Annotated in this window: 9 protein-coding genes; 2 read left to right on the top strand and 7 right to left on the bottom strand. The window is 54.4% G+C overall.

What is annotated here, in order from left to right:
- Positions 1 to 34 precede the first annotated feature (34 nt).
- From LKD37_RS04245 to LKD37_RS04235, 3 genes are all read right to left on the bottom strand, one after another.
- Positions 35 to 271 carry a helix-turn-helix transcriptional regulator gene (locus LKD37_RS04245; RefSeq protein ID WP_302928049.1) on the bottom strand — a complete coding sequence of 79 codons (237 nt, stop codon included), beginning with the start codon at positions 269 to 271 and terminating at the stop codon, positions 35 to 37.
- Positions 272 to 277: 6 nt separating this feature from the next.
- A complete protein-coding gene (locus LKD37_RS04240; protein WP_302928048.1) occupies positions 278 to 649 on the bottom strand; it encodes a type II toxin-antitoxin system PemK/MazF family toxin in 372 nt (123 codons plus the stop codon).
- Positions 650 to 723: 74 nt separating this feature from the next.
- On the bottom strand, positions 724 to 1056 hold the full coding sequence (locus tag LKD37_RS04235) for a DUF3848 domain-containing protein (RefSeq protein ID WP_302928047.1): 333 nt from the start codon (positions 1054 to 1056) through the stop codon (positions 724 to 726).
- Positions 1057 to 1824: 768 nt separating this feature from the next.
- Here LKD37_RS04235 and LKD37_RS04230 point away from each other — a divergent pair.
- The gene (locus tag LKD37_RS04230) at positions 1825 to 2655 is read left to right on the top strand and encodes a DUF4430 domain-containing protein (protein ID WP_302928046.1); all 831 of its coding nucleotides are present in this window, start codon (positions 1825 to 1827) and stop codon (positions 2653 to 2655) included.
- A 116-nt stretch (positions 2656 to 2771) separates the two neighbouring features.
- On the opposite strand, the gene LKD37_RS04225 is transcribed toward LKD37_RS04230, so the two are convergent.
- The 4 genes from LKD37_RS04225 to LKD37_RS04210 form a co-directional block, all read right to left on the bottom strand.
- Complete coding sequence (locus LKD37_RS04225) at positions 2772 to 3281, bottom strand: RNA polymerase sigma factor (RefSeq protein ID WP_302928045.1); 510 nt, start codon at positions 3279 to 3281, stop codon at positions 2772 to 2774.
- Positions 3282 to 3758: 477 nt separating this feature from the next.
- Entirely contained in the window at positions 3759 to 8402 is a 4644-nt protein-coding gene (locus LKD37_RS17710) for a bacterial Ig-like domain-containing protein (RefSeq protein ID WP_302928044.1), read from the bottom strand.
- Between the two features lie 320 nt (positions 8403 to 8722).
- Complete coding sequence (locus tag LKD37_RS04215) at positions 8723 to 9403, bottom strand: hypothetical protein (protein WP_302928042.1); 681 nt, start codon at positions 9401 to 9403, stop codon at positions 8723 to 8725.
- A gap of 89 nt (positions 9404 to 9492) precedes the next feature.
- Positions 9493 to 9972 carry a homing endonuclease associated repeat-containing protein gene (locus LKD37_RS04210; protein WP_302928041.1) on the bottom strand — a complete coding sequence of 160 codons (480 nt, stop codon included), beginning with the start codon at positions 9970 to 9972 and terminating at the stop codon, positions 9493 to 9495.
- Positions 9973 to 10626: 654 nt separating this feature from the next.
- Here LKD37_RS04210 and LKD37_RS04205 point away from each other — a divergent pair.
- A complete protein-coding gene (locus LKD37_RS04205; RefSeq protein ID WP_302928040.1) occupies positions 10627 to 11820 on the top strand; it encodes a tyrosine-type recombinase/integrase in 1194 nt (397 codons plus the stop codon).
- Positions 11821 to 11860: the final 40 nt, after the last annotated feature.

Here is an 11860-nt window from a genome sequence, read left to right as displayed (position 1 = left end):
GTTGCTTCTGTTTTATCAGATGGGTGGCAATTCTTCAAATGTGCGAATTATCCTTTCGCACATTGCGGTAGGTCGTTTTCTTCTCCACGGGCTTTGCTCTGTGCGTACACTTGGCCACATATTCCTGAAGGCTGGCGCTGGTAAAGAAAACGCAGCCATTGGGAACATACTGCACATAGGCGATGAGGCCGCTGTTCCTCGCCGCATCCAGAGTCGTGATGCTGATCCCCAGCAGTTCGGCAGCTTCCTTCCGGGTAAACAATTTTTCCATTGCGGATCACATTCCTTTCGACGTATTTTGGCGGATGGCAAGGCTGACGCACAGCGCTCTGGTCACATCCTGCATTTTTTCTTCGGGAAGTTTGCCGATATAGTAACCGATGCGGCGCTTATCCAGGGTGCGCAGCTGCTCCAGCATGACCACCGAGGGATATTTCATTCTGCCGATCATGCCGATGTTGCTGTGTGTGGGTATCTTTGATTTTGTATGGATGCGGCTGGTGATCGGTGCAACGATGACCGTCCTCGCAAAATGGTTTCCAACATTGTTTTGAAGGATAAGCACGGGACGTGTCCCCATTTGTTCTGATCCGACAACGGGGTCGAGGTCGGCGTAGTAGATCTCGCCCCGTAAATATTTGCGGCTCATGTAAAACCTCCTTCATTGCCGTTTGCTGCGGCTATGTAAAGAGACCGCTTGGCTTTCCCAACCGGTCTTTACTGTTATCGCTCTTTTTGTGCGTTCCGGAACTTCTGTGTCTCCTCTTTGGCTCGGCCTGTGACAGTCTGCCAGATTTCCTCCATATAGCTTGTCTCCCGGTCCTCCCATGCCGCAAACACATCTGCAAGGGGACTGGGGGATTTCAGCAACGCCTGCACCTGTGTGTTCGGCAGGCTGTTGTATTCCAGAGACATCAGAATATCTTCCCGCACGGTATATTCATAGGTGTGATTCAGAATTTCTTCCGGTGGTTGGGCAAGCAGCCACGCCCGGTAAGTCTCCTGTTCGGAAAACATCTTTTCATATAAGGCCGTGTTCAGTTCTTCGTTGGTCAAGCTGGTTCACCTCCGCTTTCACAAATGATGCCGTATTCGCTTCGGCTAAGTAAAGACTGGGAGAAAGTAGCATTTCTCCCAGCCGGTTATACATCATTGCTGCAGGTCATTTGTCCTCGACGCCCCACCTGCACAGGAAATCATCAAGCGGCCGATGGCTGTCGGCTCCACGGGAATTGCACCCCTCCGAGGATCTCTCCGAGCTGCCCCCACTTGTTACGACGGACTACGGCAGAAACCGCTTCAACGCTCGACTTTATGGCCGGACAGGAGTATCGCCCCCACAGACGGTCATGGCCACACACGGAGCCGCCGTGTGATGATAGCGGCTGTTTCTCGCTCACTGTCGGCAGAAACAAAACGCAGACAGAAAATCAACATTAGGTGCAGTCTGGCTGCTTCATCCGGCAGGTCATGGCGCAGCTGCTAAGGTAGCTTCTGCTCATCGCATCGCCTATGGGAATGTACTTGATGAATGGGTATGGGGTTGTCAAGGTACACTTGACCACTCGCCGCACAAGCAGAGAGAAGGTAGAGAGTTTCTGTCTCTCTACCTTCTTCCTCACTTAAAGCCCATTTTACAAGGCACGATTTGAAAAATTTTTATCTGCCATGCAATACAGGCAGGAATTCTTTGCAAACCACAGCATTAACATTGATTTTATTATTAGAATATGTATAATAATAGTTGATTATTATACCTAACTGCTGTCCAATCGAAAAAGCGTCTGTGTAGCAGAAAATCTACCTGCCGAAGGGAGACACAATATGAGCTTGTTTGAAGAACCGCATCTGGAACCGCAGCCGGAGCCGGAAAAGCCAAAGAAGAAAAAACTGCTGTCCGTTGGAATCGGTGCTGCACTGATCGTTGCGGTGCTGGTCACGTCTGTGGTGGCCTTTTCGTTTGGTCAGAGCGGTAAGCCTGCTGATAATGTCCCTGATCCTCCGCAGCGGGAGGAAGTGCAGACACCCTCTGATACGGATACTCCATCAGATGAATCCACGGATACGGAGAAACCGGAGGATACGACGCCGTCTGACAGTGCGCAGGAAACGCCTTCTACAAGCGGTAAACAGGAGATTGACCCCTCAACGGGAAAGGATAAATACCAAACCGACCCGGTACCGGATGGAAAGCCCGCACCTGCGGAGCCGGAAGATGCCGAAGTCGATACATCGACGAAATATACCTGCACGATCTCCATTACCTGCAAAACGATCCTTGACAACATGGACAAGGTGAAAGAATCTAAAAAGGGAATCGTTCCTTCCGATGGCATCATTCTTGACACGACCACGGTAACATTCTCCGAGGGCGAAAGCGTCTTCGACGTACTGCAGCGCACCTGCCGGGAGCGGGGCATACACATGGAATCAAGTTGGACGCCGATTTACAACAGTGCCTATGTCGAAGGAATTGCGAATCTGTATGAGTTCGATGTTGGCAGCCAGTCCGGCTGGATGTATAAGGTCAATGGCTGGTTCCCCAACTACGGCTGCTCCCGCTATGCGCTGCAGCAGGGGGATGAGATTTGCTGGATGTATACCTGCGTAGGTTTGGGCGAAGATATTGGCGGCGGTTATGCTGCCGGTGGCTAAATAGCAATCAAATTTAGGTATACGAAAAGGGGCTGTCTCTAAGTGAGATAGCCCCTTCTTGGTTTTCGTTATGCAGGGATGGGGCGGCGGAAGATTTCTGCCGCCCCATAGTTAGGTTACTCACTCATGAAGTTTTTCAATTTCTGGATTGCGGACCGTACCGAATCCCGGACGGCCTGATACCGGCATCCTTCCGCTGCTGCAATCTGCTCATAGGTAAGCCCGTGGAAATAGTAGAGCGCCAATCTCCGCTGCTGCGTTTGTGTCAGCTGTGCAATTCCCTTATGTAATTCCTCGTAGAGGAGCACCCGGCCGATTTCTTCCTCCAGAGATTCCTTCGGGAAGGCTGCCCGATGCTCTATCTCGGCTTCGGTCAGGTCAATGTGCTCATAGTGCCGGTCTACCTCGTTCAGAAAGCGCTTGTCCTCCAGTTCAAATTGGTCAAACAGCTCGTAGAGCGCCTGATCTATTTCAAGCCGCAGCGGCCGCTTCTGGCCGTCCGTAAACTCCAGAATGTACTTCGGATGGTCGTTATCGGAGCCGGTTGTGTAAATCGTGTAGGGGTTGTCTTTCGCTTTTGCACGGCGTGGATGCGTGCCTTTGTTTTTCGGATGGTTTCCATCCATAGTATTTTCCTCCGTTTCAATATGAATTTTGGGTTTCATATTGAGGGAGGAGGGCCACGGCACCTATTGGCCGCACATTTTCTGCTTGCTATGGGACGAAATACCGAAAAATCAGAAGATTTTCCGCCTTTGCTGCAGTCTGCATGGAGCGGCACAGGCGGAAGGATTCTCCTGCGCCGGAAGGTGTGAATGAGCACGCCTTTTCTAAACCGGTTGGGGAACCACCTCAGAGTTTCTTCCGCAAAAGCAAAAACCGGCTCTGCCATGCCAAAGGCATAGCAGAGCCGGTTCAAAGCGTAAGTGCAGAAACCGCACCATTCGGGCAGTTTGCGCTACATTCCAATATGGATTTCTATGATGGGTCTTAGGGATAGTTCACGTTCTTCATTTGTATAGGCATTTCCTAAAATCCAGCATGTTGTTTGAAATTGCGCCGGGACGCATGAGTGCGCCCCGGCGCAAAGGCCCTAAATGGGGTTACCGGACTTTCTTTTTCTTCTGAGCCAGCAGAAGGATCGCAGCACCGGAAATCAGCACAGAACCAAACCACAGCATGACCGGCTGATTATCCCCGGTCGCAGGCGTCCCGGGGGTCGTCGGGTCGGTGGGCTGGACAGGCTGGTCGTTTGCCTTGATCGTCACATCGCTCATATCATAGAGCCGGGTCTGGCCGTTGATGAAGCGATAGTAGGCAGCCAAAGCGTAGTAGCCCTGCTCGGTGGCCATGCCGTCACGGTCGCCGCTGGCAATGTGGCGGAAGCCGCCGCCGTCCACATAGTAGCTGGCCAGCGCATCCAGAATCGTCAGACCGTTCTTGATGAAGCGGCTGTCCTTGGCCGGGTCGATGCCCAGAGCGGTCAGTGCCACGATGACCTGAGCACAGGATTCGCTGTTCTCGGTGCCCCAGCTGCCGAAGCCACCGGTAGCCAGCTGCAGCTCAGACAGCACATCCAGCGCCTTGTCCACAGCGGCCTTCACAGCCTCGTTCTCCTTGTAGTAGGGAGCCAGAGACTGAATGGCCATTGCGGTCATGTCAGGATCTGCGTCGTTGCCGCTGAGGTTCCAGCCGCCGTTGGAAAGCTGGGCATCCAGGATCACCTGAATCAGCTTCTCGCGGGTCACATCGCCCATAGTGGGATAGTTGTGGCTATCCAGAGCGATGAGCGCCCAGATGGGGCCGTTGATGCCCTGGGTCTGCACATAATCCATGTTATCCAGACCCTTCAGCAGGTTATGGCCGCCCACATTGGTGACATCCTTGCCGATAGCGGTGAGGGCCAGGATTACCCGGGCGTTGTCGGTAACTTTGGCCGGGTGCAGACGCTCATTGGCGTCAGCCTTGGCCTTCACATACTCCACCACATTGTCATAGTACCCGGCAGGTACGGGGCGACCGCTGCGGGCCAGGCCGATGACCATCCACTCGCCGCCGATGGAGTTCACCGTGGGGGTGCCCAGGGTGGCCATGAAGTCGCCGGTGGTGGTGTAGATGTTGTCGAGCTTCTTGCCCTGCTCGGCGGCCAGACGGGCGTATTCCGCCTCGGCTTCCACCAGAACATCATAGTTTGTGACCAGAGCCTTTTCAGCGTCGGTCAGCTTGTCATAGGCGGACCGGGCGGCGCTGATGGCACCGGCCTTGCTGAGGTCCACCGTGCCGATGGCGTCGATCATGGCGATGACCTCCTCGGCGGTCTTGGTGCGGTTCTGCTCGGCTTCGTATTCCTTCAGGTAATCATCCGTGTAGTGGAACACGATCACATCGCCCTCGTTGAGGTACTGCTGTGCAACGCCCAGGTTGGGGTGTACGCCGTTGAGGGTGTACATCCAGCCGGAGAGCTTTCCGTTGGTGAACTCAGCCAGTTCCGTGCCGTCCTTGGGGGTGATGGCCTGAATGTAGTTGCCACTTTCGTTCTTGATGTCGAACCTGTCGCCAACGACGGCCAGGATCACATCCAGCACGGTGGCGTTGTTGCTGACCGTGACCTTCGTGGTGTCGATCCAGGTTTCCAGGTTGTTGTCAGCCAGCGTGTGCTTGTCGCCGCTGTCGCCGTGGGCGGAGTCGCCCAGCAGAGCGAAGGACACGGTAATATCCTTGCCCGCAGGCAGCAGCACGGTGACGGTGGTGGTCACCTTGGCAGCGCCGTAGGCCAGCGTCACGGTCTGCTCACCACGCTGGTTGGTGTCAAAGCCGGTGATCTCCACGTCGGCCAGATCGACCTCCGTGGTGGAGCCGTCCGTCCATGTGGCGGTGAGCACAAGGCCGGACAGGTCCAGCTCGTCGCCAATGGTGTAGGTAGTCTTGTAATCGCCGGAAACGGCCAGCGCATAGGCCACGGGCTTATCGCTGATAACGGGGCCGTTCTCGCCCTGGATCCAGTTGTGATAGCTGTGGTCAGAGCCGTTCAGCCACGCCACAACGGTGCCGTCCGTCAGTTCCTTGGCCGTCACGGCCTTGGCGAGCTTATCCGCATCTGCACCGAGGGGATCGTCCTCACGGCTGAAATCACCAGCCATGAAATGCGGCTCCTCGTAACCCTCTCTGGAGCAGATATACCGTCCATCCTCGACGGCGGGGTAATCCTTGCAGGTCGTGTCCACCAAGTCGATGGCACCGATGCCCTTCTCGGCCCCGCAGTCGGCCAGATAGTAGTTGTTATCTACCTCGGTATATTTGTTCAGAGAGCGGATCTTACCGGCGATAGCGCCAACATTCTTGCCGGTGGCGGAAAGTGTACCGTAGAACACATTGTCGCTGATAACGCCTGCGCCGTTGCCCCAGCACTGGAGCACGCCGGGTTCACCGCCGGTAATGCCGCCTACATAATCCTTGCCTTCCACGCTGCCGCTGACAAAGCAGCCCTGAACAAGCGCCCAAGGGGAGTTGGGGGCAGAATTTGCCACATATCCGACACCCATGATGCCACCCACATAGTCGCCGGTGGCGATGACCTTGCCGGTGAAGGAACTGCTCATGACATCGCACAGGCCCATAGACTGGCCTTTAGCGCCAACCAGACCGCCCACACGGTTCACGCCGTAAACGGTGGCGGCGCTGGTGCAGTTCACGATGGTTCCGTTAAAGTCGCCTGCCAGAGAGCCGATACGGTCCTGATCCTTGTCGCAGCCAATGACCACATCCTCGCCAACGGAGCAGTTGCTGATTACGATACGGTTTGCTCCAGAGGCATAGCCGCCCAAAAAGCCGGACTGCGTGATATTGGTTTTTCCGACGATATGGCAGTTTTCAATGGTAATGGTATCGGGCACGCCGGTATTGTACAGGCCGTCCTCGCCATAGTCCACGGTGTAGTATTGCAGCAGGCCGTTGCCCTCGATGCGCTCGCCCTGAATGTTCAGGTTTTTAATCACGGCATCACGGGTATATTTCAGGAGACATTTGCCGCCCTTGGCGATGGTCAGCGTATGGCCGTCACCGTCCAGCGTTGCGCTGAAGGGGTTCATCTGGCGGCCCATGTCTGCACGGTTCATAAGCGTCCCCACATAGTTGGGATCCTTGAGCCCGCCTATGGGTTCCCAATCCGCAGGCAGGGTCACATCTGCCGTCATTTTGAAGTAAACGTCCTTCAGGGGGATACCGGCATTTACCTCGTCCCGCACGGCTTCAAAACCCGCCAGACAGCTGAGGGTGTACGGGTCATCCTGTGTGCCGCTGCCGGTGATGCCCGTTTCCTTGGCCCATTCACGGGCTTTCACAGTGATGGTGGCGCAGGCATCCTCCGGGACGGTGGTGGGGACTTTTGCATTTGCATAGGCCACACGGGCCACACAGCAATAAGAGGTGGTACCCACTTCGTTGGTCAGCGGATAGTACACGCTGGCGGTACCGTCTTTGGAAATCGCCGTCCATTTGGTCGCCCCTTCCGCCTTGCTGTACCACTGGTAGCGCAGAAGGCTGCCACCGGGCGTATTGGCGTCTTTTACCACAGTCGCTTCCAATTTCCCGGCCGGATGTCCCACGGTATATTCATCGGTACCGGCGTTGGTCACAATGACGGTAGGGGTATAGTCAATAGCCCCCGGCACTGAGTTCTTTACATTGATAAAAAATTGATTGGTCCATTCTGCTCCATCCACGGTGTTGGTGATGAAGCATTTCACCTGCACCATAGAAAACTTGTACTTTGTCTCTATTGTGTAGCTGTCCGAGGTGGAGACCTCCAGACCGCCCACCTGCCAGCTATAGGTGGTGGTTCCGCCTGCTGCCTGCACCTTCTGTGCTTGCGTTTCATCCAGCACCATCTTCAATTCGGCCTGATCGGCGGTCTTGATAGTGTAGAGAGACCCCTTCCCCCCGTTAGTCGTTTTCGAGGTATCCAAACGAGGAACAAGGTCATCCTCCTCACTGATGGTATCAATGATAATCTCATAGCTTCGGGTCTCGGCCTGCTCTCCGGTGTCGCTGACGACCAGAGTATAGGTCTTGGTGCCGATTTCCGAGGTATCTACCGGAAAGCTGGTTCCTTTGCCATAGTCTGTGCCGTTGATGGTGGCTTTGAACCGGTCCATCGTAAGTGTCAGGTTAATATTGGTGGTACGGCCCTGAACTGCCCGGGTCCGGTAGGTGTTCTCGTCCACCCGAGCCAGAGGGCAGCCCTCCATCTTATTCCCGTTCATGGTGGATACGGTCAGATGAGTCGGTTCCTCCAAATCGCAATAGGGCACGATGTGGAGCTTACAGTGTTGTTCTTCTCCATCCTTTGTCCATGTCAGGGTCATGGTATCAGACCACTTAAAGGTCGTGTTTGTTGCTGTATGTATCAGATTTGTTTGGACACTCTGAACGGTTTCGCCGTCCTCAGTGGTATAGGTTTCAGAACTGGCGTTTACGGAGTAGCCAACATCGCTTTTAGCGCTGGTCCCCTCGTCTTTAATGCTAAGATCACGATAGGTAATATAATACAGATAGAAGGTATCGGTGTAACCTTGCGGGGCCTGCACACGCAAATCCCATTGCCTGCCGAGGTCATTAATTCCATTCACAGGCACATACAAAATATACTCGCCGTCTTTTTCTGTCAGCTGAATCCGGCTTTCTGAACGCTGATCATAGTAGCCCTTTGACTGCCAAGTCCGCACCGCATAAAAAGAAAAGTCCGTCACATCGACGGACGAACTTTCGGACGAAGCTGTTTCTGCCGGGACATTCTGTATGTCCGGTTCAGCTTCCGGTATTTCTGCGGCCTGCGTCGTCTCCGTCTGCTCCGCTGCTGTTAGCCCGCTATTCTGCTCATCTTCCGAAGCGAAGGCACTCACCGGCAGCAGACTGACCAGCAAAACAGCTGTTAATAGTCCGGCCAAAAAGCGCTTTTTCATGTGTTATGTACCACCTACACTTTCATAGTCTTTGAAAAATGGCGGGATGAGGGCGGAGACCGCCCCCACCCCGCCGAAAACGATTGATTGCTTTTTAGCGAAACAACTTACAGCACATCGTAAATCAGATACGGGCTGAAGTCAAAGACGATAATCATACCGTCTTCCAGAGCAGTGCTGGTGCCATAGGCATCAAGAGCCTTGATGTTGGATGCGCTGGTGCCGCAGGCAATGTTCCAGCCTTCGCCACTATACACATTGTACTGCACGCCGTCCATCGTTTTCTGGGTGGTGCCATTGTAAACGGGGTACTGCGGAGCAACATAGTTGATGTAAGCACCGGGATTGCCACGCACAGGGTGGTCATCCCAGCCTGCATACACGGTGTCGGAATCAGTAATGTCAATGCCGTTCTCGAAGAACGCAGCCAGAATAGCATCCAGCAGATTCGGCTCCTTGAAATAATCCGGCTTCTCGGTAGGTGCGCCATACAGGCTCTGCGTGGTCTCCATGTAGTTAGCCTCGATGTCGCTGATGCTCAGGGTATAAGCGTTGATGTAGAAGTTTGCGTTGATTTTGTCCGAGGTCGGTGCTGCGTCGCTGTTGTACTCCTGAGCCTTGGGAGCCTTCGCAACCGTGTCATAGCCACCCTTGGTAAACATACCGTAGGTGACGTAGACGGTCACCGTGCCGTTGCTGGTCGTGTCCGTGGTGGCAGCTGCGGCCGGGACGACCAGCACAACGACCATCATGACAGCCATGATCAGGGACAAAAGTCTTTTCTTCATGATGTTTTCCTCCTTAGAGAATTTTTATTATAAACTCGCTGCCGATTCGGCAACGTGCTTACCGAAAGTAATTTCCCGGTCAGCGCCCCTCAAAGGACCGCTTCCGTCCGTTCGGCCTCGCAAGGCTCGTCCGCCTGCTTGGCTGCCGCCCGTGCGGTGTTGACCCGCTGGCGCTCCAGATTTTTCTTTTCCCGTTCCGCCCGTTTTGCGTCCCGCTCCGCCCGGTACAACTCGATCTGGCGCTTCATCTCTCGCTGATACCGGCCATTCGACCGATTGTGCGGATGCCCATACACGGGATTCAGGTGCGCCGCCCGCAGAGCATCCGACCAACTGCCGAACCGCTCGGCAATATAGCTTCCGCCGACGATCTCACAAGGAGCCGGGGACTTATGCCAATGTCCGGCGCAGCGCCGCAGATAACAGGCCAATTCCGCCAGCGTATCCCCGGCATGACGCTCCGCAAAGGCCCGGTCCTGCTCCTCCAGAGCCGCCCGTGTCCGTTTTGCGATGTGCTGTTCGTGCCAGTTCCTGCCGTCAAAATTCTGAGCACCCGCCACCTTAGCCATAGGGGCATACCTCCTCCGTGTTCATAAGTGGTAAAAATAATACGCCGATAAACCCATAATGGGCCATCAGCGTACACTCCTGCCATCAGCACCACGGAGAGAGCGCCCGCTGCCTCTGAGTCCTAACTACACAATTCTACTGACTTGCGCTTTGATGGGTTTCCTCTGCGTCTATGATCTACCTTCTCACGATTTTCTCGCAATGACGGGCTTTCGCCCCAGCGGTTTTCCGCCTCGATCATATCCTTGCGCTTACAGTGCCGACCGCATGGGGCATTGCACCCCTTTCCTTTTAGGCAATCACCTGACCGTTTCCGGCTCGGATGACCGCCGTGCAGCATCATCGGACTCGCATATTTTGTTTTCGAGAATCAACTTGGTCTTTGTTGGGGATGATAGAATAGGAATCCGGAAATGGGGTTTCGTAAATTTACCCCATTTGCGATACCTAAATCTATCTAACCATCCATATTATATCGGCACTCACCGCAAAAGTCAATGACCGTATTGCCGGAATTTAGCAAAATCTCATGCAAATTACAAATACGCATGATAGTTATACTCGGTTTCAGCGCATTTGTGCCAACTGTATCGGTCAAAACGGGAAATGCAAGTAAAATACGCCGTCAAATACATCGTCAAGGAGGAGCCTATATGCCGAAGCGTGGAGAGAACATTTACAAGCGAAAAGATGGCCGGTGGGAGGGGCGGTATATCCGGGGACGGTCGCCCTCCGGCCGGGCCGAGTACGGCTATGTTTATGCCGGAAGCTATCGGGAGTGCCGTGCGAAACGGCAGAAATGTTTGGACGCCTGTCGAGAAGCGCCGGTAGCAGCTTCCTCGCTCACACTGAATCAGGCTGCGGAGCGGTTTCTTGCGGACAAGCAGGATGACTTGAAACGGTCCACCCTTGCCCGGTACACCTATGTACTGAAACACTATATTCTGCCCGTTTTTGGGGCCGTTCTTCTCAGCCAACTGACGGCGAACCAAATTTCCGAATTTCTTCGTCGGTTACAGAAAAACGGTCTTTCCGGGAAGAGCGCCAGAGACGTGGGGGTGTTATTGAAGTCCATCCTGAGATACAGCGCCAAAAAGCTGGACTGCCCCAGTCCGGGGATGACTGTGGAGCTGCCAGCGTATCGACGAAAGCAGATCGACATCTTCTATCCGGACGAGATCCAGCGGTTGGCACAGATGATCATGGACGAACCGACGACAACCGGTATCGGCATTTTGCTGACACTGAACACCGGCTTGCGTCTTGGGGAGCTGTGCGCCCTGCAATATAAGGATATTGACCTGCGGAATGGGGTAGTCCATGTCCGCAAAACCGTACAGCGCATCCGCAGTGGGGACCGCACCAGTCTGATGGTGCTGCCGCCCAAAAGTGACAGCGCCCGGCGTACTATCCCGCTGCCGGGGGACATGGCCGCCCTTCTGCAAAAGCTGGTCCAGTCCCATCCCAACGGCGAAAACTATCTCTTGACTGGGAAAAATGTGCCGATGGAGCCACGGACAATGCAATATCAGTACCGGGCTTTGCTGAAAGCAGCGGGTATCCCGTACCGAAATTTTCACACGCTGCGGCACACATACGCCTCCCGCTGTGTGGAGCGTGGGATAGATGTAAAGAGCCTGAGCGAGATGCTGGGTCATGCGGATGTCCGCACTACACTTCAAGTCTATGTCCATTCGTCCCTGGAGCACAAAATGCGGGTGATCCAAAGCATTTGCTTCCTTGCTCCGGCGCTGGCCGCAGAATTTGCGCCGTCACCGTCTCCGTCAGTTTTTCCGGAAACGCTCCAATATCAACAGCTTTTGGCAGCGCTATCGCAAATGGGGTAAATTTACGAAATCTACAGACGCTTTCCTTTTCCGTGAGTTT

The organism is Brotocaccenecus cirricatena (assembly GCF_020687045.1).
Lineage (GTDB): Bacteria > Bacillota > Clostridia > Oscillospirales > Oscillospiraceae > Vescimonas > Vescimonas cirricatena.
Note: the sequence above shows the minus strand (reverse complement) of the source record. Positions and strands in the feature narration are given on the sequence as shown.

Bases quoted from the DNA above. Each gene is read 5' to 3' on its own strand.
- LKD37_RS04215 (WP_302928042.1), bottom strand. From the start codon at position 9,403: ATGAAGAAAAGACTTTTGTCCCTGATCATGGCTGTCATGATGGTCGTT.
- LKD37_RS04240 (WP_302928048.1), bottom strand. From the start codon at position 649: ATGAGCCGCAAATATTTACGGGGCGAGATCTACTACGCCGACCTCGAC.
- LKD37_RS04230 (WP_302928046.1), top strand. From the start codon at position 1,825: ATGAGCTTGTTTGAAGAACCGCATCTGGAACCGCAGCCGGAGCCGGAA.
- LKD37_RS04210 (WP_302928041.1), bottom strand. From the start codon at position 9,972: ATGGCTAAGGTGGCGGGTGCTCAGAATTTTGACGGCAGGAACTGGCAC.
- LKD37_RS04225 (WP_302928045.1), bottom strand. From the start codon at position 3,281: ATGGATGGAAACCATCCGAAAAACAAAGGCACGCATCCACGCCGTGCA.
- LKD37_RS04205 (WP_302928040.1), top strand. From the start codon at position 10,627: ATGCCGAAGCGTGGAGAGAACATTTACAAGCGAAAAGATGGCCGGTGG.
- LKD37_RS04245 (WP_302928049.1), bottom strand. From the start codon at position 271: ATGGAAAAATTGTTTACCCGGAAGGAAGCTGCCGAACTGCTGGGGATC.